The following is a 23,435-nucleotide window of genomic DNA, read 5'->3' as shown; positions in this document are numbered from 1 at the left end:
TGCAACCAGCTGTTCCGGCGGTGGATTAACTGGCCGCCCCGCCCCCCCGTAACCTCTCCGACATTATTTCGCTGTGTTGCAACATTGACGCAGCGCAAGCCCATCTGCTACAAACTTTCGCATCTGTACGTTTAACGCAATACCCCCACAAGTTTCTGATGCGAGGTGGTGTGTGCAAGACGAATCCGATGGCTACACAAAAGCCCAGGAACTGCGAAGTTTTCTTTTCCTGACGGCAGTCATGGCCCCGGTGTTGGCAGTGATCATCGTGGCCGGGTACGGTTTTGCGGTCTGGATCTACCAGATGTTCGCAGGCCCCCCGGGAAGCTGATGCAAAGCCTCCGCCCTCCCTCCCCCCCTGGCCAGCCCGCCCCCGCGCCCTGTAGCACGGCGCCCGAGCTGCACATCGCCAGCATGGTGGTGCATGCCGCCCCGCGCCGGCTGGGCGACGTGCGCGGCGCGATCCTCGCGATTGGCGGCGCGGAAATCCACGGCGCTTCCGAGACCGGCAAACTGGTCGTCACCCTGGAAGCCCCCTCTACCGAAGCAATGCTTACGCAGATCGCGGAGATCCAGCGGCTGGATGGCGTGCTGGCGTCGGCGCTGGTGTATCAGCATTCCGACACGCTTGCCGCGATGAATGAGGAGATTGACGATGTCCATGGCTCGTAGAGAGTTCATCAAGCAATCTGCCGCCGCCGCTGCCGCCACGGTAGCCGGCATCCCCATCGTGGGCTACACGCAGAACATCGTGACCGAATCGGAAGCGGCCAAGCTGAAGTGGTCCAAGGCGCCCTGTAGGTTCTGCGGGACCGGCTGCGGCGTGAACGTCGCGGTGAAGGACAACCAGGTCGTGGCGACGCACGGCGACTTCAACGCCGAGGTCAACCGCGGCCTGAACTGCGTCAAGGGTTATTTCCTGTCCAAGATCATGTACGGCAACGACCGGCTGACGACGCCGCTGCTGCGCATGAAGGACGGCAAGTACGCCAAGGATGGCGAGCTGGCGCCGGTGTCGTGGGACCAGGCATTCGACGTGATGGCCGAACAGTTCAAGCGCGTGCTCAAGGACAAGGGTCCGGAGGCCGTCGGCATGTTCGGCTCGGGCCAGTGGACCATCTGGGAAGGCTACGCCGCGCTCAAGCTGATGAAGGCGGGGTTTCGCACCAATAACCTGGATCCGAATGCGCGCCACTGCATGGCGTCGGCGGCGGTGGGCTTCATCCGCACCTTTGGCGCGGACGAGCCCATGGGCTGCTACGACGACATCGAAAACGCCGACGCCTTTGTGCTGTGGGGCGCGAACATGGCCGAAATGCACCCCATCCTGTGGACGCGGGTGACCGACAGGCGGCTGAGCAAGCCCAATACCAAGGTGGTGGTGCTGTCCACCTTCGAGAACCGGTCGTATGAGTTGGCCGACATCTCGCTGACGTTCACGCCGCAGACCGACCTGGCGATCCTGAACTACATCGCCAACCACATCATCAAGACCAAGCGCGTCAACCGCGAGTTCGTCGACGAGCACACCCGGTTCCTGGAAGGCAACACCGACATCGGCTACGGCCTGCGCCCCGAGCACCCGCTGCAGAAGGCCGCCAAGAACGCCAACAACGCCGGCGGCTCGCGCCCGATCACTTACGACGAATACGCGAAGTTCGTCTCCAAGTACGACCTGGACTACACCGCCAAACTGACCGGCGTGCCAAAGCGGAATCTGGAAGCGCTGGCCGAGCTGTACGCCGATCCGAAGATCCGCGTCATGTCATTCTGGACCATGGGTTTCAACCAGCACACGCGCGGCGTGTGGGCGAACAACCTGGTCTACAACATCCATCTGCTGACGGGCAAGATCTCCACGCCGGGCAACAGCCCGTTCTCGCTGACGGGCCAGCCGTCGGCCTGTGGCACCGCGCGCGAGGTAGGCACGTTCTCGCATCGCCTGCCCGCGGACCTGGTCGTGACCAACCCGAAGCACCGGGCGCGCGCCGAAGAGGTCTGGGGCCTGCCCGACGGCACCATCCCCGAAAAGGTTGGCGCGCACGCGGTCTTGCAGAACCGCATGCTGAAGGACGGCACCATCAACGCCTACTGGGTGATGGTCAACAACAACATGCAGGCCGCGGCCAACATGTTGAACGAGGGCTATCCCGGTTACCGCAATCCGGCGAACTTCATCGTGGTGTCCGACGCCTACCCGACGGTCACCACGATCTCGGCCGATCTGGTGCTGCCCACCGCGATGTGGGTCGAAAAGGAAGGCGCCTACGGCAACGCCGAGCGCCGCACGCAGTTCTGGCACCAGTTGGTCAACGCGCCCAGCGGCGCGCGGTCGGACCTGTGGCAACTGATGGAGTTCTCCAAGCGATTCACGACCGACGAAGTCTGGCCCGCGGACCTGCTGGCCAAAAAGCCCGAGCTGCGGGGCAAGACGCTCTTTCAGGTGCTGTACGAAAACGGCAAGGTCAACAAGTTTCCCAACACGGAACTGGACCCGGAGTACGCCAACGACGAGGCCAAGGCGTTCGGCTTTTACGTGCAGAAGGGACTGTTCGAGGAATACGCGGAATTCGGCCGCGGCCACGGCCACGATCTGGCGCCCTTTGACACCTATCACCAGGTGCGCGGGCTGCGCTGGCCTGTTGTGGATGGGGTCGAGACGCGCTGGCGCTATCGCGAGAAGGCGGATCCCTACGTGAAGGTAGGCTCCGGCTTCAACTTCTATGGCAACCCGGACGGCAAGGCCAACATCTATGCCCTGCCCTACGAGCCGCCGCCCGAGGTGCCGGACGAGGAATACCCCTTCTGGCTGTCCACGGGCCGCGTGCTGGAGCATTGGCATTCGGGGTCGATGACGCGGCGCGTGCCTGAGCTGTACCGCGCCTTTCCCGATGCGGTCTGTTTCATGCACCCGGACGACGCGCAGGCCATGGGCCTGCGGCGCGGCGTACTGGTCGAGATCTCGTCGCGGCGCGGCAAGATGCAGACCCGGCTGGAAACGCGCGGACGCAACAAGCCGCCGCGCGGCCTGGTGTTCGTGCCCTGGTTCGATGCCGGACAACTGATCAACAAGGTCACGCTCGACGCCACCGATCCGATCTCGTTCCAGACCGACTTCAAGAAGTGCGCGGTCAAGATCACCAAGGCTTGACGGCCCGACGGAGACGCTCATGAACATTCGCGCCACTTCGATCGCCCTGGTCTTTCTGATCGGCGCCAACGCCTGGGCGGCGCCGACCGATCCGATGGTCGATCCGATGCGGGGGCCGACGCCCCTGACCGAGTCGGCCACGCCGCCGCTGATGCCCCCGGTCGAAAACCGCGACGTGCGGCGCATGCGCACGTACTCGATGCAGCCGCCCACCATTCCGCACAAGATCGACGGCTACCAGATCGACAAGAACTTCAACCGCTGTCTGGCCTGTCACGCGCGGGTCAACACCGAGCAGACGCAGGCGGTGCCGCTGAGCGTGACGCACTACATGGACCGCGACAGCAACGTGCTGGCTGAAGTCTCGCCGCGCCGCTACTTCTGTCTGCAATGTCACGTGCCGCAAACCGAGGCCAAGCCGCTGGTGCCGAACAATTTCCAGGACATCGACGTGATCCTCAAGCGCCTTTCCGCTCCGGCGCCCGACAAGAAGTAAGGGACAGGAGCCCGTCATGGTCAAGCTCATCAAGCGTTACTGGAACATCATCCGCCGGCCCAGTGTGCACTTCAGCCTGGGCTTTCTGACCGTGGGCGGGTTCATCGGCGGCATTCTGTTCTGGGGCGCGTTCAACACCGCCATGGAGCTGACGAACACCGAGAAGTTCTGCACCGGCTGCCATGAAATGCGCGACAACGTGTATTCGGAGCTGAAGGGCACGATCCACTTCACCAATCGTTCCGGCGTACGGGCGCTGTGTTCGGACTGCCACGTTCCGCACAACTGGACCGACAAGATCGCCCGCAAGATGCAGGCGTCCAAGGAGGTCTGGGGCAAGATCTTCGGCACCATCGATACGCGCGAGAAGTTCGTCGACAAGCGGCTGGAACTCGCGCAGCACGAATGGGCGCGCTTCAAGGCGAACGACTCGCTGGAATGCCGCAACTGCCACAACTACGAATACATGGACTTCACCCGCCAGAGCGTGCGGGCGCAGAACATGCACTCGACCTATCTGGCCGACCGGTCCAAGACCTGCATCGATTGCCACAAGGGCATCGCCCACACGCTGCCGCACATTCCGCCTGGCCAGACCTCCGAAGCGACGCCGCCGGCCAGGGCGTCCAACGAGGTGGCCAATGCGGCCCGCTGACGCGCCGCTGCCGGTGCTGAGCGCGCGCGGGCTGGTCAGCCGGCGCGGCGGCGCGGGCGCGGTGGATTTTGATCTGCACGCCGGGCAGCTGTTGAACGTGCAAGGCGCCAACGGCAGCGGCAAGACCAGCCTCTTGCGCATGCTGGCCGGCCTGCTGCGGCCGTTGGACGGCGGCATCTTCGACCCGGACGGCGACATCCGCCGCGATCCGGCAGCGCACTTTGCGCGCACGGCGTATCTGGGGCACGGCAACGGCCTGTCGGGCGACCTGACCGCGCTGGAAAACCTGCGGTGCAGCCTGCACGTGGCCGGCACGCCGCGGCACGACGACGCGATCGCCGCCTGCCTTGACGACTGGCGCCTGGGCGCCTGCCTGCACACCCCCGCGGCGCGCCTGTCGCAGGGCCAGGGCCGCCGGCTGGCGCTGGCCGCCGTGGTGCTGGGCGCCAAGCCGCTGTGGCTGCTGGATGAGCCCGACGCCGGCCTGGACGCGGCAAGCCTCGAACAACTGGCGCAGGCGCTTGGCGCGCACCTGGCCGCGGGCGGCGCGGCTGTCGTCGCCTCGCATCGCGCGCCCGGCACGCCCGCCCATCACACCCAAACCCTGAACATGGATGACTACGCGGATGCTGGCAACGCTGTCTCAGTTGGCATTGCGTGAAGTCCGGCTGGCCTGGCGTCGACCGGCGGACACGCTGGGCGCGACGCTGTTCTTCATCGTCACGGGCTCGCTGTTTCCGCTGGCGGTGGGCCCCGATCCCGTGCTGTTGCTGGCGATCGGACCCGGCGTGTTGTGGGTTTGCGCCCTGCTCGGCATTCTGCTGAGCCTGCATCGCCCCTTTGCGCAGGACTACGACAATGGCGCGCTGGAGCAACTGCTGGTGTCGCCGCATCCCCTGCCGTTGCTGGTGGGCGTGAAGCTGGGCGCGCACTGGTTCAGCACGTGCGTGCCGCTGATTCTTGCGAGTCCGGTCCTGGCGCTGCAGTTTGGCCTGTCGCCGCACGCCATCGGCATTCTGGTGCTGTCCCTGCTGCTGGGCACGCCGACGCTCGCGCTGGTGGGCGGCCTGGGCGCGGCGCTGACGCTGGGCCTGCGCGGCGGCGCGCTGCTGCCGCTGGTGGTGCTGCCGCTGTACGTGCCCGTGCTGATCTTCGGCGCGGGCGCCGTGTCTGCCACGCACGCCGGCCTGGGCGCGGGGCCGCAGCTTTCGCTGCTGGGCGCCGGCCTGTGCCTGGCGATTCTGCTTTGCCCCTGGAGCGCGTCGGCGGCGCTGCGCGTGGCGCTGGACTGAGGTTACCGATGCACAATCCCTCCACCTTCGATTCCCCCCGCGCCTCGCCCGCGCGATCGAGCTGGCTGCGCTACGCATCGCCCGCGCTGTTCTATCCGCTGGCCGGGCGGATGATTCCGTTTCTGGGCGCGGGCGCTGCCCTCTTCGCGGCGGCCGGGCTGTACACGGGGCTGGTGGTCGCGCCTGTCGACAGCCAGCAGGGCGAGGTCTATCGCATCCTGTTCATCCACGTGGCCGCGGCCTGGATGTCGATGTTCCTGTACCTGGTGATGGCGGGCTATGCGGCGCTGGGGCTCATCTTCAACACCCGCCTGTCATTCATGATGATGCGCGCGCTGGCGCCCACCGGCGCGATCTTCACGTTCCTGACGCTGTGGACGGGCGCGCTGTGGGGCAAGCCGACGTGGGGCACGTGGTGGGTGTGGGACGCGCGGCTCACGTCCGAGCTGATTCTGCTGTTCCTGTATTTGGGCTTCATGGCGCTGCAGGCGGCCACCGACGACACGCAGCGCGCGGACCGGGGCGGCGCGATCCTGCTGCTGGCGGGCGTGGTCAATGTGCCGATCATCTACTTCTCGGTGCAGTGGTGGAGCACGCTGCATCAGGGCGCGTCGATCAACCTGACAACGGCGCCGAGCATGGCGCGCATCATGGTGACCGCGATGCTGCTGATGGTGGCGGCGTTCTGGCTGTACAGCGCGGCGGTCGCGCTGGCGCGCGTGCGCGGGATCATTGCTGAGCGCGTCGCCGGCACGGAGGCGCCATGAGCTGGGACACCCTCTTTTCGCAAGGCCATGGGCCGTACATCCTGGGCGCCTACGGCGTCACGTTTGCGCTGATGGCCTGGGAAGTGCTGGCGCTGTGGCGGCGCGCGCGCCGGAGCGGCCGGCGGCAGGCGGATGTGAGCAGTCCCGCCCGTGACGCAGGAAGGACGCTCCGATGAGCCCGCGCAAACGCCGCGCGTTCGCCATCGTCGGCGGCCTTGCCCTGCTGGGCCTGGCCACCGCGCTGGTGCTCAACGCCCTGCAATCGAATCTGGTGTTCTTCTTCAGCCCGACACAGGTCGTCGCACGCGAGGCGCCCGCCAGCGGCAGCTTTCGCGTCGGGGGCCTGGTCGAACAGGGCTCGCTGCAACGCGAGTCCGACGGCCTGACGCTGCGCTTTGCCGTGACCGACACCGCCCACGCCGTGCCCGTCACCTACCAGGGCTTGCTGCCCGACCTGTTCCGCGAAGGCAAGGGCGTGGTGGTGGCCGGAAAAATGGGCGCGGACGGCGTGTTCCGCGCCACCGAAGTGCTGGCCAAGCACGACGAAAACTACATGCCGCCCGAAGCGGCCGATGCGATCAAGAAGGCGGAGCAACGGGCTGCATCCACCCTGCAGGCGGAGGCGAAATGATCCCGGAAATCGGCCTCTTCGCCCTGATCCTTGCGCTGCTGGTGGCGCTGGCGCAGGGCGTCCTGCCGCTCCTCGGCGCAGCCACCGGCTGGCAGGCGGGACTGCGCGTGGCGCGGCCCGCCGCCATCGGGCAGTTCGGTCTGACGGCGCTCGCCTTCGCCTGCCTGGCCTGGGCCTTCGTGCACAACGACTTTTCGGTGCTGTATGTGGCCGCCAACTCCCACGCGGACCTGCCTGCCGGTTACCGCTTCGCGGCGGTCTGGGGCGGGCATGAAGGGTCGCTGCTGCTGTGGCAGCTCCTGCTGACGGCGTGGACGCTGGCCGTGGCGCTGTGCAGCAAGCGACTGCCCTTGGCCTTCGTGGGCCGCGTGCTGGCCGTGATGGGCTGGATCAGCGTGGGCCTGCTGCTGTTCATGCTGTTCCTGTCCAACCCGTTCGAGCGCCTGATTCCCGCCGCGATGACCGGCCGCGACCTGAACCCGCTGTTGCAGGATCCCGGCATGATCGTGCATCCGCCCATGCTGTACATGGGCTACGTCGGCTTTTCGGTGGCGTTCGCGTTTGCCATCGCGGCGCTCCTGTCGGGCGAACTGGACGCGATGTGGGCGCGCTGGGTGCGGCCGTGGACGCTGGCCGCGTGGACGTTCCTGACCATCGGCATCCTGCTGGGCAGCGCGTGGGCGTACTACGTGCTGGGCTGGGGCGGCTGGTGGTTCTGGGACCCGGTCGAAAACGCGTCCTTCATGCCCTGGCTGGCAGGCACCGCGCTGATCCATTCGCTGATCGTCACCGAGCGGCGCGGCGCGTTCCGAAGCTGGACGGTGCTGCTGGCGATCTGCACGTTTTCGCTCAGCATCCTGGGCACGTTCCTGGTGCGCTCGGGCGTGCTGACCTCGGTCCATGCCTTCGCGGTGGACCCCGGGCGCGGGCTGTACATCCTGGCGTTCATGACGGTGATCGTGGGCGGTTCGCTCGCCCTATACGCCTGGCGCGCGCCCACGGTCGGGCTGGGCGGCGGCTTTTCGCTGCTGTCGCGTGAATCGCTGCTGCTGTCCAACAACGTCGTGCTGACGGTCGCCGCGGGCTCCGTGCTGCTGGGCACGTTGTATCCCGTCGTGCTGGACGTGCTGGAGTGGGGCAAGATCTCCATCGGCCCGCCCTACTTCGAAGCCGTGTTCGTGCCGCTGATGACACCCGCGATCTTCCTGATGGGAGTCGGACCGGTCGCCCGATGGAAGCAGGCAGAGACGCCCGACCTGGGCAAGCGCCTGCGCGTGGCCTTCGTGGTTAGCGTGCTGACGGCGTTGCTTGTGCCGCTGACAATGCCCGGCACGTCGCGCTTTGGATCGCCGATGATCGTGCTGGGCCTGTGGCTTGCCGCCTGGTCGGTGGCCAGCGCCGCGGCGCACGCGTGGCAGCGTCTGACGGACGGCGACGGCGACGTGCTGCGCCGGCTGACCCGCCAACCGCGCTCGTGGTACGGCATGCTGCTGGCGCATGCGGGCATCGGCGTCTTCATCGCGGGCGTCACGCTGGCCAACGGCTATGAGGTCAAACGCGAGCTGCGCGTCGACGTGGGCGCCACGCAGGAAGCCGGCGGCTACCAGTTCACGTTTGCCGGCATCGGCCCGGCCACCGGTCCCAACTACACCGCGCAGCGCGCCGTGTTCCATGTGATGCGCGATGGCAAGCCCGTCGTGACGCTGTACCCCGAAAAGCGCCACTACACCGTGCAGGACATGGCGCTTAGCCAGGCCGACATCGACAGCGGCTTTACCCGCGACCTTTTCGTGGCGCTGGGCGAGCCCGTGGCCGACAACGCCTGGACCGTGCGCATTCAGGTCAAGCCCTTCATGACCTGGATCTGGACCGGCTGCATTCTGATGGCGCTGGGTGGCCTGCTAGCCGCGGGCGACGGACGCTACCGGCGCGCGCAGGAAGCGCAGGCGCGCAAGGACGCGCACGCCGCCCAGCCCAAGACCGCCGGCGCGGTGCGAGAGGGCTACTGATGCTGCGCTATCTGCTGCCGCTTGCCGTGTTTCTGGCCATGGCCGTGTTTCTGGCGAAGGGGCTGTCGCGCGATCCGCGCGCGGTGCCGTCGGCAATGATCGACAAGCCGGCGCCCGCCATCGGCCTGCCGGATCTGCTGGAGCCCGGCAAGACATTGGACGTGGAATCGCAGCGGGGCAAGGTCTGGCTGCTGAACGTGTGGGCCTCGTGGTGCGGGCCGTGCAAGGACGAGCTTCCCGTGCTGCGCGAGGCTGCGCAACGCCATGGCATTGCGCTCTTCGGGCTGAACTACAAGGACAAGCCCGACGAGGCGCGGCAGTGGCTGGCGCGCAATGGCAATCCCTACCTGGCGTCCGCCAGCGACGTCGATGGGCGCGTGGGCATCGAGTACGGCGTGTATGGCGTGCCCGAGACGTTCGTGATCGATGGCGACGGCCGCATCCGGTACAAGCATCTGGGGCTCATCACGCCGGAGCTGTGGCGTACGCGGCTGCAACCTGTCATCGAGGCGCTGCAATGACCGCGATGCGCGCCCTGCCCCGCCGCCTGCCGACGCAGAGGACGCTCCTGCGGCTGCTGTTCTGCCTGCTGCTCGCCACGCTGTTTTCCCCGGCAAGCCTGCACGCCGCGCCCACGCCCGGGCCCGTCCTCTCCACCGAGCAGGAGCAGCGCGCCGACAAGCTTGCACACGGCCTGCGCTGCCTCGTCTGCCAGAACCAGACCCTGGCCGAATCCAACGCGCCCCTCGCGCTGGACATGCGCAAACTCATCCATAACCAACTCGCCGACGGCAAGACCGACACGGAAATCATGCGCTTCTTCGAAGACCGCTACGGCGACTTCGTGCGCTACGACCCGCCCTTCAAGCCGATTACCTGGCTGCTGTGGGTGGGCCCGTTCGCGCTGCTGGCGGTGGGCTTTCTGGTGCTGGTGCGAACACTCAAGCGCCGCGCCGGCGTGCGCGCACCGCTGACCGCGGACGAACGCGCCCGCGCCGCCCGCTTCCTGGATTCCGGCTCATGACCACGCTCTGGCTCATCGTCCTGGCCCTGCTCCTGGCCACCCTGCTCTGTCTCGTGCCGCCGCTGCTGCGCCGCACGCCGGCCGCGGAAACCACCTCGGACGCCAGCGTGCGCGCCTTCTACCTGGCGCAGCGCGAGCAGCTCCGGCGCGATCTGAACAATGGCGCCCTCAGCCCGCAGGCACATGCCCGCGCCGACGAAGAGCTGCAGCGCGATCTGCTGCAGGACCTGGCGATGCGCCGCGATCCCCGCGCACGGCTGGGCGGACAGCGCGCCGGCATTGCCGCGGCGTGCGTGCTGACGGTGGCCGTCCCGGTTGCCGCCGTGCTGTTGTATGGCCAGCTGGGCAACCCGCGCGCGGCCGCCACGATCGCCATGGCGCAAGCGCCCGAACCGCATGCGCAGGAGGCAGACAACGACATGGCGCTGGCCATCAACGCGCTGGCCCAGCGTCTGCGCGCCTCGCCCGATGACGCCGACGGCTGGTACATGCTGGCCCGCTCGTACGAGACGCTTGGCCGATACAACGATGCCATTGCCGCGTATCGGGAGGTGCTGCGACTGGTGCCCGGGCAGCCCGTGGTGCTGGCGGATCTGGCCGACGCGCTGCTGTCGGCGCGGCAGGGCCAGCCCGACGAGGATTCCATCGCGGCTGTGGCGCAGGCATTGCAGGCCGAGCCCGACCAGCCCAAGGCGCTGGCACTGGCCGGCATGATGGCCATGCGCCGCGGCGATGCCGCTGAGGCGCTGACGCACTGGGAACGGTTGCAAAGGCTGCTGCCGGCAGACTCGGACGCGGCGCGGCAGATCCAGACGAATATCGCGCAGGCGCGCGCCATGGCGACGCCGACCGCCTCCGCAACCTCCGCCGCTCCGGCGGCCACGTCTTCCTCGCCCGCCCGCATCGCCGGTCAGGCCCGCATCGCCGATGCCCTGCGCGGGCAAGTCGCGCCGAACGACACCGTCTTCATTCTGGCGCGCCCCATGGAGGGATCCCGCATGCCCGTCGCCATCCTGAAGATGCAGGTCGCCGACCTGCCGCGTGCCTTCGCATTGGACGACAGCACGTCCATGTCGCCGGACGCCACGCTGTCCAAGGCAGGCAAGGTGCGCGTGGAGATCCGCGTCAGCCGCTCGGGCAACGCCGCCGCCCAGGCCGGAGACCTGAGCGGCGTGCTGACGGACGTGGGACCTCGCGCCGACGGGCTGGAACTGGTGGCTGACACCGTCGTGCGCTGACCCGCTTTCCCTCGGATCACACCCGCTCGATCCGCGCCGGCAAGCCCTGCCGCACCGCCGCGCCCGACACCCAATCGATCCAGACGTTGGCGTGCTGGCCGCGCGTCGCGTCCCCAAAGCCCAGATCGTTCAAGTTGACCCCCGCCGCCAGCGCCGGATCGTGCGGCATCGGCGTGCCGTCCACGACATGCATGCGCGCGCCCAGCTCGGTATGCCCGTAACCGTGCTCGATGCCCAGCGCGCCCGGCTGTACCCCGTCGCGCAGCAGCGCCAGCCCCGTCACAGACCCGCCCGGCGTGACGATGCGCACCGTATCGCCGTTGCGGATGCCCAGCCGTTCGCCGTCCTGACGGCTGATCGACACCGGATTGTGCGGATGCACCTGACGCAGGCGGTTCACGCCGATCGACAGCGAGCTCATCAGATTGGACTTGAACGAGCTCAGCAGGAACGGCCAGTCCTGCGACGGGTACTCGTCCCGCATGTCGCGCCCGTCGGCCAGCCGCGCCGGATACCAGGTGGGACAGCCGCTATAACGCTCACCTGTCATCGCGTGGCGGAAGCCTGCCAGCTCCTCGCTCCAGACATGCAGCGGCTTGGCGTAGGCCACGCGCGTGCGGCGCGGCTGGTCGCCCGTTTGCGTCCACGCGTCTTCCATCCGGTCAAAGCGCCCGCCACGGCTCATCAGCATGGCCACCTGCCGCCATTCGCCCGGCTTGAGCTTGCTCTGCAACAGGTCGCGATAGCGATCGACGCCCGTCAGCGCCATATCGTCGTCGCTGGCCACCGGCACCGGACGTCCCGCCGCAAACGCGATATTGGCCATGCCCCGCAGGAAGAAATCCTCGGGCGTGTCCAGCGCGTACTTGGCCCCGTCCTTGTCCGAGATGGCGCCCTCGCCGAATCCCGGCATGCCCAGGCGCTTGGCGCACGCGATCAGGAAGGTTTCCAGGCACACGGGCTCGTTCGTGGCGGTGCGTGCCACGCGCGGTTGCACCGCGGGCCAGCGCACCGTCGAGGCCTTGGCCACCACGTCGGCCCACGGCGCCGACACGCCCCAGCTTTCGTACGTGACGGTGTCCGGCACGATGTAGTCGGCCAGCGCATTGGTCTCGTTGATGAACGGGTTGATCGACACCGCCAGCGGCAGGACGCGCGGATCCTTCAGCGTTTCCAGCGCCACGTGGCGGAACCCGGCAATGCCGTAGACCGGATTGCTCATGTGGTTGAACCAGACCTTGGCGCGATACGGATAGCCCGCCAGCGCCGACGCCAGCATCTCGGAACTGAGTCCGCCGGTCGCCGGATACCAGGGCGCCGCCGCGGGATAGGCAGCCTGGCCCGCAGCCTTCTTGCGCTTGGCCTCGCTGGACTTCTCGTACGGAAAGCGGTTGCGCGACAGCGACACGCCCTTGGGCGACGCCTTATTCGCAAAACCGGCGATGTTGTAGCGCGGCCCCGCGCCGTAGGGCGGGAAAGGCCCGGCGTCCAGAACCAGTCCGCCCTCCACGTTCAGGTTGCCCACCAGCGTGTTCAGCATGGCAATCGCGTAGGCCGTGTAGAAGCCCGCGCCGCTCATGGTGCCGCCGTGCGCATCGGCCACGGCGCGCTTGCCATGGCTGGTGAAGCGTTCGGCCAGCGAAGCGATCTTGGCCGCCGGCACGCCGCAGAGCGCGGCGTACTCGTCCAGCGTCTTGCGGCGCGACTCCTCGCGCAGCAAGGTCAGCGACGTCCGCACCCGCAGCGCTGTCGGCGCATCGGCCATGCCGGGCGCGGCGATGGCGTCATCGGCAAACAATTCCGCCGATGACACCGTCGTGTGCGGCGCCAGCGTGCCGTCGGCCAGACGCACGACATACACGTCCTCCCATTTCTCATCTGCATCGGCCGGGCGCGCCCAGCCCAGGTCCGCCCCGCGCAGAAACGCGCCCAAACGCGGATGGCCCGGTTCGGCCACCACCAGATGCGTCGCGTTGGTCCACGCCGCCTCGCCCGCCGCCTTCATGGCATTCGGGCCCGGCTGCGCCAACATGCGCGCGTCGAAGCGTTCGTTGTCCAGGATCCAGCGGATCAGGCCCATCGCCAGCGCCAGATCGCTGGCCGGATTGACCGGCACCCATTCATTGCCCGATCCCGCCGACAGGCTGGACGAGGCCGGCAGCACGGGCGACACGACCACATAGTTGAACGCCGATTCGCCAGGCCGCACCCGCGCCTCGGCCAGTTGGCGGGCCTGGCGCTGGAAGGGGTTGCCGGCCTGCGCGGGCGCCGCGCCGATGAACAGACCAAAGCGCGCGTTGTCCCAGTCCGGCTTGCCGTGCGGCATGCCCTTCAGATCGCCCAGCGCCGCGCCCGCGCCCACCCGGAAGCTCTGCCCGCAGTACGAGCCGTGATTGCTGAAGTTGACCGTGCCAAACGACTGGCCGGCGAAGCGCTGGATCAGCGGCGTGCGCCCTTCGTTGGACGCGTCGGTAAAGAGGAACTGGTTGACCTTCGCGCCGTACTCCGGATTGGCCGGGTCCAGCGGCGTCTCGCGGTCGTAGATCGCGCGCAGGCCGTCCACGTGTCCTTCGCCAAACAGATCGCCGCCTTCGCAGACTTCCTGCACCAACTGCTCGAAGCTGATCGTTTGCCATTTGCCGTCGCCGCGCTTGCCCACGCGCTTCATCGGCTGCAATACGCGATACGGGCTGTCCATCTGCTCCAGCATGGCCGAACCGCGCGCGCAAGACGTGGCGCGCCCTTCCAGCCCGCTGTCGCCGCCCAACTGCGCATAAACATCGCGCACTGGCGTGTCCATCGCTGCGGGCCGCGTCGTGGCCAGCGGGTGATACGGATTGCCGGCAACGCGCAGGATGCGGTTCTCGGCCGTATCCACGCGCAGCCGCACGCCGCATTGCGTCCAGCAGCCCAGGCAGCTCGACGGGCTGACGATCTGGCCCGGCTGCGCACTCAGCGCGCCGGTCAGCGGGTCTATGCGGAACTCCGGCGTCAGCGAATTGCCGCGCACGGCGTGCGCCGTCGGCACGCCGGCGGTGCCCTGCGCCAAGCCCTTCACCGCCTTGACGACCGTGTCGCCATAGCCCGCCGCAAACGCCGCCATGCCGCCGGCCACCATGCCGCCGCGCATCATCAGCTTGCGCCGCGCCTCGTCGCGCGGCTGGTCCGGGCCATCGTCCGCGCCGCGGCGGGTGTCGTCTTCGCGGCGCTTGTCGCTTTCGCGGCGCTTGCCGCCTTCGTGTTGCTTGTCCATTGCTTTCTTTTCCATGTGCTGTCGTGTCGGCGCGCGCTCAGGCGGCCACGGCGCGTGCGCGCGCGGGGAAGAGGTCCAGGGCCCAGGTGACGGCGGTGATCAGCGCCACGCACAGCCCCAGCACGCCCACCATGCCCAGCAGCCCGTCGCTGCCCCACGGCATGTCGTACAGGTAGAGTCCCGCGCCGTACTTGGGCACGCCCTGCACGCTCATGAAGACCACCCAGCGGAAGATCCACGCCGCGCCCAGCATCGTCAGCGCCAACGCGGCCGACGGCAGCGGCGCCGCCAGCGTGCGCGCGGGCCGCTGCAGCAGCGCGATGATGCAGAAGGCCGTGATCACGGCGCCCGCCAGGCTCAGGCGCCAGATCGGAAAGTCCGCGAACAGCCGCAGCGCTGCTTCAAAGGACGGATCCAGTCCCAGCAAGCCCAACAACGCCCAGGCGCCCGCGCCCAGCGCGATCATCACGACGGCGGTCACGCTGAGCCGGCGCAGCATCTCCACCGGCAAGGCGCGCAGTCCGCCGGGCAGCCAGCGGCCCACCAGGAACATCGCGCCCAGCGCGCCCAGCCAGGCGGTCAGCGCAAAGTTGACCGGCAGGAACACGGTGTGCCACAACGGCCGAGAGCGCAGCACCATCACCTCGGCCCCGGTGTAGACCAGGATGGACAGCGCCGACAGCGCCAGCGCCGCCGCCACCACCCGAAGCCACCCGATCCGCCCCCACCACCACGCCGCGCAGAACAGCAGCGCCAGCGTCACGAAGACCGGCAGCAGCACCGCCCCCAGCCACATCCACGACCACGGCGTGATGTGCGCATAGAAGTGCCAGAAGCGGCCGGGCTGGTGCAGGTCGGCCAGCAACGACGCCGGCGCGGCGATGGCGCTGACCAGCAGCACCGTCACCGCCGCCGGCAGCAGGCGACGCGGCGCGGAATCCGCCCGCCCGAACGTCGCGAAGGCGGCGGTCAGCGCGGTCGTCGCGCTGATGCCGATCAAAAAGAAATACTGCACGGCCCAAGGCAGCCAGGCGGCGTCATAGACCGGCGTAAGCAATTCAGAAATCTGCATGAGAGTCTCCCCTTCCTTTGCTCAATGACCGCCCGCCAGGCGCACGCCGGCCTGGCCGTCGACCTGGTGCACGAACGCATCGGGCAGGCCGATGTAAAAGACGTGGGGATCGGTCTTCATCTCGGGCTTGAGCACCTTGATGTCGGCCTTGTGTTCGGCAAGCAGCCGCGAGATCGCGCTGTCCGGATCGTTCATGTCGCCGATCACGCGCGCGCCGCCCACGCAGCTTTCCACGCACGCCGGCAGCAGCCCGGCTTCGAGGCGGTGCTCGCAGAACGTGCACTTGTCCGCGGTCTGGGTCTCGTGATTGATGAAGCGCGCGTCGTACGGACAGGCCTGCACGCAATAGCCGCAACCCACGCAACGCGCGTTGTCGACCAGCACGATGCCGTCCTCGCGCTGGAACGTGGCCTGCACCGGACAGACCGGCACACAGGGCGGCTTGTCGCAGTGGTTGCACAGGCGCGGCAGCATCACCATCGAACAGGGGCCACCGGTGTCGGGCAGGACCTCGTACTGCAGGACCGTGGTGCGGAACTGCCCGATGGGCGGCACGTTTTCCAGCGAACAGCTCACCGTACAGGACTGGCAGCCGATGCATTTGCGCATGTCGACGACCATGCCGTAGCGCTTGCCGGCCATGCCGGGCCGGCGCGGCGGCTGGCCGTTCAGGCCGGGCGCGGCCTCGGCGTGGATGGGAATGACCGAGGCGGCGGCGCCCAGGCCGAGCAGCCCTTTCAGAAAACCGCGTTTGCCCGGAAGCGGCGTTTCAGGGGGACTGTTGGGGGTGTGCATCGTTAAACTCCGAAACGTTTAAGTGTTACGGAAATTAACTTATCACTTGTAGTTATATAGAGCCTTGATATCGGTCAATCGGGGACGGAGCTGGGGTCGTTCCGGCCGCCCTGCCGCGTCAAGCCGGCAGCGGCGTCAATGCCGGCTCCCACGCCGCCAGCTTTTGGTCGAAACTGGCGGCCGCGTGCGCAGGACTGGTCGAGGGCAGTTCGAACAACGCCAGATTCGGCGCGGCCAACGTCGGCAGCACATGCCGCCGGAACATCGCCGCCGCCTTCGCGCCGTTGAAGCAGAGGCGCACGATGGACGGATGGAGGTTCAGGAACGCCTGGAAATCGTTCGGCACCAGCGTATCGCCCCGGATATCGGCGTCCAGGCTGCCCGGCCGTTCGCAGGCCTGCAACACATCCCACAGCGCCACGCCGTTCACCTGCAACGCGCGCAAGCGCGCGTCATAGTCCAAGCCGGGATCGAAGCCGAATATCCGCGCCGCCAGCGGCCAGAACGCATTGCGCGGATGCGCGTAATACTGCACCTGCCGCAACGACGCCACGCCGGGCATGGAACCCAGCACCAGCACCCGCGCGCCCTCCCCCACGACCGGGGCAAATCCCGTCACCGCGCCGTCGCGCCGCGCCGCCGCGGCTTCGTTCATGATCTTGTCCATGCCGGGGAGGATACCGCCTGCCGCCGCCTCGCCGCCCAGGCCTCGCGGGGATCGTTCGCCCCATGGAACAGTGCTTATCAGCCACGGGCACTACCGATATCGGCGTTCCGCCCTTATCTTCTTGCCTATGACGAACGGCCCCGAAGGGGCCGCGCAACAGGAAACCTCACCATGAAGAAGATCCTCGGCGTGCACGCCAGCCCCCGTCCCCATTGGGTGGGCGACGGGTTTCCGGTGCGCTCCATGTTCTCGTACAACGACAAGGGCCGCGACACCAGCCCGTTCCTGCTGCTGGACTACGCCGGCCCCGCCGAATTCGGTCCGGCCAGCCAGCCCCGCGGCGTCGGCCAGCACCCGCATCGCGGCTTTGAAACCGTGACCATCGTCTACAGCGGCGAAGTCGAACACCGCGACTCCACCGGCAACGGCGGCGTCATCGGCCCCGGCGACGTGCAATGGATGACGGCGGCGTCCGGCATCCTGCACGAGGAATTCCATTCCCACGCCTTCACCCGCACGGGCGGAAAACTGGAAATGGTGCAACTCTGGGTCAACCTGCCCGCCAAGGACAAGAAGGCGCCGGCCGGTTACCAGGGCATCCTCAACGCGGACATCCCGGTCGTGGCGCTGCCGGATGACGCCGGCACGCTGCGCGTGATCGCGGGCAGCTACGGTGGCCAGACGGGTCCGGCGCGCACCTTCACGCCGATGGACGTGTGGGACGTGAAGCTGGCGGCCGGTAAGACAGCGACCTTCCCGATCCCGGCGGGCCGCAACAGCATGCTCGTCATGCTGCGTGGCACGGTGCTGGTCAACGGCGAGTCTGTCGCGCGGGATGCGCAACTGGCGCTGTTCTCGCAAGAGGGAGAGGACATCACGGTCGAAGCCAACAACGACGCCGTGTTTCTGATCCTGAGCGGCGAGCCGATCGATGAGCCGGTCGTTGGCTACGGGCCCTTCGTGATGAACTCGCAAGCCGAAATCGTCGAGGCGATCCAGGACTTCAACTCTGGGAAGTACGGGCAGATGCATTAAGGCGAGCCGTCCGCAAGCGACGCCGCGCCCGCATGCCAGTGACCGGCAGGCGGGCGCGGTCGCGTTTTGGGCGCAGGCAGTTCACGATGCGGCCTGGCGCCACGCGAACCGGCTTATTCCAACGGCGCCTCGTACGGCACCTGCACCATCTCACCAGACGCCGTTCGGGCAAATGCAGCGGGCGGCGGCGTGTCGAGCAGCGCAATGATGTCGGGGGAAAGGTTTGCGATGGTGTTCACGTCGAAAACCCCATGATTCGACGGGTCGTCCATATATGCCTGCGACTCGTCCCCGGCCTGGAAAGCCCAGCCGCTGTCTTCGGGGAACATCGGTTCCTCACGGACCATATAGCCCACCGGCCTGCCTTGCACCGTGATCCTGTCGGTGGCAATACATCCACCCTTGCCGGTCGCGAGGGGTTTGAGTTCAGCCGGTGAAAGCTTGAATTTTTTAGTGGGTCTGTTCATGGCGGACACTCAATCCCGTTCCAGTTGACTGGCAAACTGCTTGGCGACGCCTTGATAGTGCTTCGCGGAGGCGGTGTTCTTTTGCTGGGCGTAATACGCGCTGACCTGCCTGGCGGCGCGCTCGGCGACTTTGAAGCTGTCGTCGATGTCCACCCGCTCGGCTTCTTTGGATGCACCGATCTCTTTGCCATCAAACAGTCCGGCGCGGTAACCGCCCCCCTCACTGACGACACCGATAATCGGCACGCCGGCGCGCAACTCACCGTAAAAGGCGGGGCCAGCTTGTTTTGCCGTGCGAGCCACAATCGTGCCGACACCTGTCGCCACGCCAGTAACGCTGGAGCAAAAACCCGTCCAGTATTTCGGTCCATCGCCCAGGGATTCAGGGGCGACAAAGCGGCATTGCGTGCTGGGATCCGTGGACCATTTCAAACTGGCGCTGGCTTCAGCCGCCCCGGCAGAAACCGGCATCGTTCCGAAGACTAGCGCCGACCCAATACCGAGCGCTAACCGGCACATGCTCTTAGCGTGGAATTGCACGTTCAAGACTCCCATATTCAGCGAGGGGAAAGTCGCGCATGCCGGCGGCTCTCCCACCGGCATGCGCATCGTGGCTGGCTTTGTATCACCGCAGCTCGCGTGCGCGTATTGCCAACCGCGGCAAACCCGTAATAGGACGTGGATAACGTGAAATTTCGTGTCCAACGATTTTCAGCGGGCAATGCGTGCTGCGGTTCGGGCCGCGCCGGCGAACCTTGCCGCACGGCGAACCGCATGGTGAAAAGCCCTCGCGACCGTGGGTTTTCCCTTAGAAATTCCCAGTAATAGTTAGCAACGCATTACACGTCAATGCCCTCGCATGTCGTACGGGAGTGCCGTGCTATGTTCGATCCCTAATTATTTTCCCCGCTGTTATCTCTCGACACTTCCATACAACGTTGATGACCGCTCCCGCCCGCTCCCCCTACTCTCTCGCCTGGCGTCTGGCACTGACAGTCGTCATCGTGCGCGTGGCCTACGCCGTGCTGCTGCAAGGCTACACACTGGTCGGACTGCCCGAGTCCGCGCAACTTCGCGAGACATTCAGCCTGCCGCAATACCTGGTGCCATTCCTGACCAACATCGCGGCCTCGTCCATTTTTGTTGGGTTGACTGTATGGAGCACCATGCATCGCTGGCTGCGGCAGAAAAATACGCACGCCGTGCACGCTCCAGGCAGGCTTTTTGGCGTCGTCATCATCTTGACGCTGGTGTTCTCGCTGGCCGTGTCGGCCCTCATGATTTATCTGCAAAGCGCGCTGGTGCTGTACGCGGCGCAACACGCCAGCGCGGCCAACAAATTCCTGACACTAGGCCTGTTCCTGGGTGCTCTGGCCGTTGCGTTGGAAGTCCTGGGCGCGTACCTCGCCGTGCGCATCGCCACGCGGACTGTGCAGCCCGCGGACCAAGCCGGTGGTCCGGCGTATGAACAACGCCACGCGGCCTGGAGTGCCGGATTGATGATCCTGGGCTGGCAACTGAGCGTGTGCATCGCCATGGGCAGCTACCTGAACGCGCAGTCACTCACCGTGGGTTGGCTGCAATACGCGCTGGGTTTCCTGATTCTGCCCGCCCTGCTTCTGGTGCTGTGCACGGTCGTCTGCCTGAGAATTCTGCCGCACCCGATCGGCGCCGCGCGCCAAGGCCGCGCAGTCGCTCTGGGTACGCTGGCCTTCTGGTTGGCTCAGGTGCTGGGGGTTGGCCTTGGCTTCCTGGCGATTCGAGCGATGACATGGGACCAATTGATACGCGCAGCGGATTCCAACGTGGTGGCGGTCGTGATGCTCGTGGTGTATGCCGCGCTGCTGGTGCTGGGTTGCTGGGTGGGGAAGCTGGCGCTTTATGGCGGTTCGAGAAAGCTTGTACCGGCCGGCTGAGCGCGTCGGGCGAAAAATGCCGGAGTCGCTCGGCGACCCTTCGGCCCTAGACCGCAGAGAAACTTTTCTGGACTTCCGTCGAAGGCAAGCAGAGACCGTTCATGCAGGGCTACCGCCTGCTCGGCGGTTTGGCTGCGGGTCACGATATGGAAAATGAGGCCACACGTTTTTCCGGAGTCGCGATTCGTAGCTGACAGCTTTCGACCCGAAGCAGTCGCCCGCGAATTTCCTCTCACAGGTTCAACTGGCGTTGGATGCCGTTCTTGTTGAACGTGGCCCTGGCGACCGTCTCGCGCAGCGCCGGCTCGGCAGCATCGCCAAAGCGGCGCAGCACCTCATCGTAGGTGGCCATGGCGGCATCGTTTTGGTTAAGTTGGCCTTGGGTGATGCCTTTGTAGAGCAAGGCCATCGCGACCGTCTCGCGCAGCGCAGGCTCGGCAGCATCACCGAAGCGGCGCAGCACCTCATCGAAGGTGGCCATGGCGGCTTCGTTCTGGCTTAGTTTGCCTTGGGCGATGCCCTTGTTGACCGTGGCCATCGCGACCTGTTCGCGCAGCGCGGGCTCGGCAGCATCACCAAAGCGGCGCAGCACCTCATCGAAGGTGGCCATGGCGGCTTCGTTCTGGCTCAGTTTGCCTTGGGCGATGCCCTTGTTGACCGTGGCCATCGCGACCTGTTCGCGCAGCGCGGGCTCGGCAGCATCACCAAAGCGGCGCAGCACCTCATCGAAGGTGGCCATGGCGGCTTCGCTCTGGTTCAGTTGGCCTTGGGTAACGCCCTTGTTGACCAATGCCATCGCGACCCGCTCGCGCAACGCGGGCTCGGCAGCATCACCAAAGCGGCGCAGCACCTCATCGTAGGTGGCTATTTCGGCTTCGTTCTGGTTCAGTTGGCCTTGGGTGATGCCTTTGTTGACCAAGGCCATCGCGACTTGCTCGCGCAGCGCGGGCTCGGCAGCATCACCAAAGCGGCGCAGCACCTCATCGTACGTGGCTATTTCGGCTTCGTGTTGGCTTAGTTGGCCTTGGGTAAGGCCCTTGTAGACCAAGGCCATCGCGACCGTCTCGCGCAGCGCAGGCTCGGCAGCATCACCGAAGCGGCGCAGCACCTCATCGTAGCTGGCTATTTCGGCTTCGCACTGGTTCAGTTGGCCTTGGGCGATGCCCTTGTTGAACGTGGCCCTGGCAACCGTCTCGCGCAGCGCCGGCTCGGCAGCATCACCAAAGCGGCGCAGCACCTCATCGTAGGTGGCCATGGCGGCTTCGTTCTGGTTCAATTTGCCTTGGGCGATGCCTTTGTTGAACGTGGCCCTAGCGACCGTCTCGAGCAGCGCCGGCTCGGCAGCATCACCAAAGCGGCGCAGCACCTCATCGTAGGTGGCAATGGCGGCTTCGTTCTGGCTCAGTTGGCCTTGGGTGATGCCCTTGTAGAGCAAGGCCATCGCGACCTGCTCGCGCAGCGCGGGCTCGGCAGCATCACCAAAGCGGCGCAGCACCTCATCGTAGGTGGCAATGGCGGCTTCGTTCTGGTTCAGTTTTCCTTGGACGATGCCCTTGTTGACCGTGGCCATCGCGACCTGCTCGCGCAGCGCGGGCTCGGCAGCATCACCAAAGCGGCGCAGCACCTCATCGAAGGTGGCCTTGGCGGCTTCGTTCTGGTGCAGTTGGCCTTGGGTGACGCCCTTGTTGACCGTGGCCCTGGCGACCTGCTCGCGCAGACCCGGGTCGGCAGCATCACCAAAGCGGCGCAGCACCTTATCGTAGGTGGCCAGGGCGGCTTCGTTCTGGTTCAGTTGGCCTTGGGCGACGCCCTTGTTGACCAAGGCCCTGACGACCGTCTCGCGCAGCGCCGGCTCGGCAGCATCACCAAAGCGGCGCAACACCTCATCGTAGGTGACTATTTCGGCTTCGTTCTGGTTCAGTTGGCCTTGGGTCATGCCCTTGTAGAGCAATGCCATCGCGACCTGCTCGCGCAGCGCGGGCTCGGCAGCATCACCAAAGCGGCGCAGCACCTCATCGTAGGTGGCTATTTCGGCTTCGTATTGGCTTAGTTGCCCCTGCGTGACACCTCTATTGACTAACACCTTCGCAACACTGGTGGCTCCGGCATTGGCAACTCTTGCGGCTTTGAGCCAAAAATAGGCAGCGTCTTCTAAGGCTCCAGCGGTGTACGCGGCGTGGGCGCGAGTGTTCCAGTCATCGAAAGAGTAGCTGTCTTCGCTAGAGGCTTTCAGTTCAAGGTCGCGCTGAACAAGCACTCTTGTTGAGTCGGCCAGAGTAGATGGGGTTTGGGCCCCGGTTTTGCCAATTGACTCTTGTGCAGTTTCGAGAGCTCTGGCGATATCCGCAGCGTGCGCTTGAACCTCTCGCGCATGCCCGTCCATTTCTATGTGCAGCTGAGCGGCTTTCTGCGCGATTGCTTCAAGTTGTTCTTTCAACTGAACTGCCTGTTTGTCAAACCAATCTTGTGCGCTGGCTTTCGCAACATCAGAGGCCGCCTCCTTGGCTTCCGACTTGGCATTGCGGTACCCGAGAAATCCACCGAAAACCAGCAATACAGTGATGCCGACGCTCAGCACGGTGGTCAAGATGCCAAACCGGTCAATGCTTTGACCCACCTGCGCCAATTGGTCATCTACACGCTTGTCAACGACAATGATCTGTTGGCGGACGGCCTCAATATCTCTGACTTGAAGCGCCTTTTGTGACTCCAACTCTTTGACTTGAAGCTCCTTTTGGGAGTCCAACTTGCTTTGTTGCAATTCCTTAAAGGCATTCAATTCGGCTTGCGACACAAATGTCGAAGTCTCAGTCGTTTGTGCTACAGCTGTACCCCAGAGCAAAAAGCAAATAGCCAGCAGCCTAACCATTGGACTCGCTCCGTGGGTCGATTTCATAAGTTGCCGTTGGTTGCAAATTCTTTGCAGCGGATACTAACAGATGTCACTGATTTACCGGGCTGCGGCGG

23 protein-coding genes are annotated in these 23,435 nt (G+C 66.1%); 16 read left to right on the top strand and 7 right to left on the bottom strand.

Annotated elements, in window-relative coordinates; genetic code table 11:
- Positions 1 to 172: 172 nt before the first annotated feature.
- Genes napE through ccmI form a run of 14 tightly spaced genes read left to right on the top strand, consistent with a single transcriptional unit; the run spans position 173 to position 11,263 of the window.
- Complete coding sequence (napE, locus tag CLM73_RS10340) at positions 173 to 331, top strand: periplasmic nitrate reductase, NapE protein (RefSeq protein ID WP_056569899.1); 159 nt, start codon at positions 173 to 175, stop codon at positions 329 to 331.
- Positions 331 to 672 carry a chaperone NapD gene (locus tag CLM73_RS10335; RefSeq protein WP_105238350.1) on the top strand — a complete coding sequence of 114 codons (342 nt, stop codon included), beginning with the start codon at positions 331 to 333 and terminating at the stop codon, positions 670 to 672. The genes napE and CLM73_RS10335 overlap by 1 nt, the downstream gene beginning before the upstream one ends.
- Positions 656 to 3,151, top strand: a complete 2,496-nt coding sequence (gene napA, locus CLM73_RS10330) for a periplasmic nitrate reductase subunit alpha (protein ID WP_105238349.1) — start codon at positions 656 to 658, stop codon at positions 3,149 to 3,151. Before CLM73_RS10335 ends, napA begins: the two co-directional genes overlap by 17 nt.
- Positions 3,152 to 3,170: 19 nt before the next feature.
- Positions 3,171 to 3,647 (top strand): nitrate reductase cytochrome c-type subunit, encoded by a 477-nt coding sequence (locus CLM73_RS10325; protein WP_105238348.1) that lies wholly within the window; start codon positions 3,171 to 3,173, stop codon positions 3,645 to 3,647.
- Positions 3,648 to 3,663: 16 nt separating this feature from the next.
- Entirely contained in the window at positions 3,664 to 4,302 is a 639-nt protein-coding gene (locus CLM73_RS10320) for a cytochrome c3 family protein (RefSeq protein WP_056569895.1), read from the top strand.
- On the top strand, positions 4,289 to 4,963 hold the full coding sequence (ccmA, locus tag CLM73_RS10315) for a heme ABC exporter ATP-binding protein CcmA (RefSeq protein ID WP_105238347.1): 675 nt from the start codon (positions 4,289 to 4,291) through the stop codon (positions 4,961 to 4,963). The genes CLM73_RS10320 and ccmA overlap by 14 nt, the downstream gene beginning before the upstream one ends.
- The gene (gene ccmB / locus CLM73_RS10310) at positions 4,929 to 5,594 is read left to right on the top strand and encodes a heme exporter protein CcmB (protein ID WP_105238346.1); all 666 of its coding nucleotides are present in this window, start codon (positions 4,929 to 4,931) and stop codon (positions 5,592 to 5,594) included. Before ccmA ends, ccmB begins: the two co-directional genes overlap by 35 nt.
- 8 nt (positions 5,595 to 5,602) lie before the next feature.
- Positions 5,603 to 6,361 (top strand): heme ABC transporter permease CcmC, encoded by a 759-nt coding sequence (gene ccmC / locus CLM73_RS10305; protein ID WP_105238345.1) that lies wholly within the window; start codon positions 5,603 to 5,605, stop codon positions 6,359 to 6,361.
- Positions 6,358 to 6,537, top strand: coding sequence for a heme exporter protein CcmD (ccmD, locus tag CLM73_RS10300; RefSeq protein WP_105238344.1), 180 nt, complete (start codon positions 6,358 to 6,360; stop codon positions 6,535 to 6,537). The genes ccmC and ccmD overlap by 4 nt, the downstream gene beginning before the upstream one ends.
- Positions 6,534 to 6,992: a cytochrome c maturation protein CcmE gene (ccmE, locus tag CLM73_RS10295; RefSeq protein WP_105238343.1), complete on the top strand. Its 459-nt coding sequence runs from the start codon at positions 6,534 to 6,536 to the stop codon at positions 6,990 to 6,992. The genes ccmD and ccmE overlap by 4 nt, the downstream gene beginning before the upstream one ends.
- On the top strand, positions 6,989 to 9,001 hold the full coding sequence (locus tag CLM73_RS10290; RefSeq protein ID WP_105238342.1) for a heme lyase CcmF/NrfE family subunit: 2,013 nt from the start codon (positions 6,989 to 6,991) through the stop codon (positions 8,999 to 9,001). The genes ccmE and CLM73_RS10290 overlap by 4 nt, the downstream gene beginning before the upstream one ends.
- On the top strand, positions 9,001 to 9,522 hold the full coding sequence (locus CLM73_RS10285) for a DsbE family thiol:disulfide interchange protein (RefSeq protein WP_105238341.1): 522 nt from the start codon (positions 9,001 to 9,003) through the stop codon (positions 9,520 to 9,522). Before CLM73_RS10290 ends, CLM73_RS10285 begins: the two co-directional genes overlap by 1 nt.
- Positions 9,519 to 10,025, top strand: coding sequence for a cytochrome c-type biogenesis protein (locus CLM73_RS10280; RefSeq protein WP_234015846.1), 507 nt, complete (start codon positions 9,519 to 9,521; stop codon positions 10,023 to 10,025). The genes CLM73_RS10285 and CLM73_RS10280 overlap by 4 nt, the downstream gene beginning before the upstream one ends.
- Positions 10,022 to 11,263, top strand: coding sequence for a c-type cytochrome biogenesis protein CcmI (gene ccmI, locus CLM73_RS10275; RefSeq protein ID WP_105238340.1), 1,242 nt, complete (start codon positions 10,022 to 10,024; stop codon positions 11,261 to 11,263). Before CLM73_RS10280 ends, ccmI begins: the two co-directional genes overlap by 4 nt.
- Before the next feature lie 16 nt (positions 11,264 to 11,279).
- On the opposite strand, the gene CLM73_RS10270 is transcribed toward ccmI, so the two are convergent.
- The 4 genes from CLM73_RS10270 to CLM73_RS10255 form a co-directional block, all read right to left on the bottom strand.
- Entirely contained in the window at positions 11,280 to 14,396 is a 3,117-nt protein-coding gene (locus CLM73_RS10270; RefSeq protein ID WP_234015890.1) for a tetrathionate reductase subunit A, read from the bottom strand.
- Between the two features lie 157 nt (positions 14,397 to 14,553).
- Complete coding sequence (nrfD, locus tag CLM73_RS10265; RefSeq protein WP_105238339.1) at positions 14,554 to 15,588, bottom strand: NrfD/PsrC family molybdoenzyme membrane anchor subunit; 1,035 nt, start codon at positions 15,586 to 15,588, stop codon at positions 14,554 to 14,556.
- A gap of 21 nt (positions 15,589 to 15,609) precedes the next feature.
- The gene (gene dsrO / locus CLM73_RS10260) at positions 15,610 to 16,383 is read right to left on the bottom strand and encodes a sulfate reduction electron transfer complex DsrMKJOP subunit DsrO (RefSeq protein ID WP_105238338.1); all 774 of its coding nucleotides are present in this window, start codon (positions 16,381 to 16,383) and stop codon (positions 15,610 to 15,612) included.
- 118 nt (positions 16,384 to 16,501) lie between these two features.
- Positions 16,502 to 17,038: a DNA-deoxyinosine glycosylase gene (locus CLM73_RS10255; RefSeq protein ID WP_105241456.1), complete on the bottom strand. Its 537-nt coding sequence runs from the start codon at positions 17,036 to 17,038 to the stop codon at positions 16,502 to 16,504.
- 183 nt (positions 17,039 to 17,221) lie between these two features.
- On the opposite strand from CLM73_RS10255, the gene CLM73_RS10250 reads away from it, so the two are divergent.
- Complete coding sequence (locus tag CLM73_RS10250) at positions 17,222 to 18,085, top strand: pirin family protein (protein WP_105238337.1); 864 nt, start codon at positions 17,222 to 17,224, stop codon at positions 18,083 to 18,085.
- Positions 18,086 to 18,198: 113 nt separating this feature from the next.
- Here the strand turns inward: CLM73_RS10250 and CLM73_RS10245 are convergent, their stop codons facing one another.
- Together CLM73_RS10245 and CLM73_RS10240 are read right to left on the bottom strand one after the other, a co-directional pair.
- On the bottom strand, positions 18,199 to 18,552 hold the full coding sequence (locus CLM73_RS10245; protein ID WP_105238336.1) for a DUF2185 domain-containing protein: 354 nt from the start codon (positions 18,550 to 18,552) through the stop codon (positions 18,199 to 18,201).
- Between the two features lie 9 nt (positions 18,553 to 18,561).
- Positions 18,562 to 19,098: a hypothetical protein gene (locus CLM73_RS10240; protein ID WP_199778274.1), complete on the bottom strand. Its 537-nt coding sequence runs from the start codon at positions 19,096 to 19,098 to the stop codon at positions 18,562 to 18,564.
- A 395-nt stretch (positions 19,099 to 19,493) separates the two neighbouring features.
- Between CLM73_RS10240 and CLM73_RS10235 the strand changes: the two genes are divergently transcribed.
- Positions 19,494 to 20,468, top strand: a complete 975-nt coding sequence (locus CLM73_RS10235; RefSeq protein WP_105238335.1) for a hypothetical protein — start codon at positions 19,494 to 19,496, stop codon at positions 20,466 to 20,468.
- A 232-nt stretch (positions 20,469 to 20,700) separates the two neighbouring features.
- On the opposite strand, the gene CLM73_RS10230 is transcribed toward CLM73_RS10235, so the two are convergent.
- Positions 20,701 to 23,262: a tetratricopeptide repeat protein gene (locus CLM73_RS10230; protein WP_158685848.1), complete on the bottom strand. Its 2,562-nt coding sequence runs from the start codon at positions 23,260 to 23,262 to the stop codon at positions 20,701 to 20,703.
- Between the last annotated feature and the right edge of the window lie 173 nt (positions 23,263 to 23,435).

Source organism: Achromobacter spanius, from assembly GCF_002966795.1.
In the GTDB taxonomy this organism is placed as follows: domain Bacteria; phylum Pseudomonadota; class Gammaproteobacteria; order Burkholderiales; family Burkholderiaceae_B; genus Achromobacter; species Achromobacter spanius_D.
Note: the sequence above shows the minus strand (reverse complement) of the source record. Positions and strands in the feature narration are given on the sequence as shown.

What these genes read in the sequence shown, in the direction of transcription:
- ccmB (WP_105238346.1), top strand. Translation starts at nt 4,929, where the DNA reads ATGCTGGCAACGCTGTCTCAGTTGGCATTGCGTGAAGTCCGGCTGGCC.
- nrfD (WP_105238339.1), bottom strand. Translation starts at nt 15,588, where the DNA reads ATGCAGATTTCTGAATTGCTTACGCCGGTCTATGACGCCGCCTGGCTG.
- CLM73_RS10320 (WP_056569895.1), top strand. Translation starts at nt 3,664, where the DNA reads ATGGTCAAGCTCATCAAGCGTTACTGGAACATCATCCGCCGGCCCAGT.
- ccmI (WP_105238340.1), top strand. Translation starts at nt 10,022, where the DNA reads ATGACCACGCTCTGGCTCATCGTCCTGGCCCTGCTCCTGGCCACCCTG.
- ccmD (WP_105238344.1), top strand. Translation starts at nt 6,358, where the DNA reads ATGAGCTGGGACACCCTCTTTTCGCAAGGCCATGGGCCGTACATCCTG.
- CLM73_RS10335 (WP_105238350.1), top strand. Translation starts at nt 331, where the DNA reads ATGCAAAGCCTCCGCCCTCCCTCCCCCCCTGGCCAGCCCGCCCCCGCG.
- CLM73_RS10250 (WP_105238337.1), top strand. Translation starts at nt 17,222, where the DNA reads ATGAAGAAGATCCTCGGCGTGCACGCCAGCCCCCGTCCCCATTGGGTG.
- ccmE (WP_105238343.1), top strand. Translation starts at nt 6,534, where the DNA reads ATGAGCCCGCGCAAACGCCGCGCGTTCGCCATCGTCGGCGGCCTTGCC.
- CLM73_RS10290 (WP_105238342.1), top strand. Translation starts at nt 6,989, where the DNA reads ATGATCCCGGAAATCGGCCTCTTCGCCCTGATCCTTGCGCTGCTGGTG.
- ccmC (WP_105238345.1), top strand. Translation starts at nt 5,603, where the DNA reads ATGCACAATCCCTCCACCTTCGATTCCCCCCGCGCCTCGCCCGCGCGA.
- CLM73_RS10255 (WP_105241456.1), bottom strand. Translation starts at nt 17,038, where the DNA reads ATGAACGAAGCCGCGGCGGCGCGGCGCGACGGCGCGGTGACGGGATTT.
- CLM73_RS10235 (WP_105238335.1), top strand. Translation starts at nt 19,494, where the DNA reads ATGACCGCTCCCGCCCGCTCCCCCTACTCTCTCGCCTGGCGTCTGGCA.
- CLM73_RS10325 (WP_105238348.1), top strand. Translation starts at nt 3,171, where the DNA reads ATGAACATTCGCGCCACTTCGATCGCCCTGGTCTTTCTGATCGGCGCC.
- CLM73_RS10245 (WP_105238336.1), bottom strand. Translation starts at nt 18,552, where the DNA reads ATGAACAGACCCACTAAAAAATTCAAGCTTTCACCGGCTGAACTCAAA.
- CLM73_RS10270 (WP_234015890.1), bottom strand. Translation starts at nt 14,396, where the DNA reads ATGATGCGCGGCGGCATGGTGGCCGGCGGCATGGCGGCGTTTGCGGCG.
- CLM73_RS10285 (WP_105238341.1), top strand. Translation starts at nt 9,001, where the DNA reads ATGCTGCGCTATCTGCTGCCGCTTGCCGTGTTTCTGGCCATGGCCGTG.
- ccmA (WP_105238347.1), top strand. Translation starts at nt 4,289, where the DNA reads ATGCGGCCCGCTGACGCGCCGCTGCCGGTGCTGAGCGCGCGCGGGCTG.
- napA (WP_105238349.1), top strand. Translation starts at nt 656, where the DNA reads ATGTCCATGGCTCGTAGAGAGTTCATCAAGCAATCTGCCGCCGCCGCT.
- CLM73_RS10280 (WP_234015846.1), top strand. Translation starts at nt 9,519, where the DNA reads ATGACCGCGATGCGCGCCCTGCCCCGCCGCCTGCCGACGCAGAGGACG.
- dsrO (WP_105238338.1), bottom strand. Translation starts at nt 16,383, where the DNA reads ATGCACACCCCCAACAGTCCCCCTGAAACGCCGCTTCCGGGCAAACGC.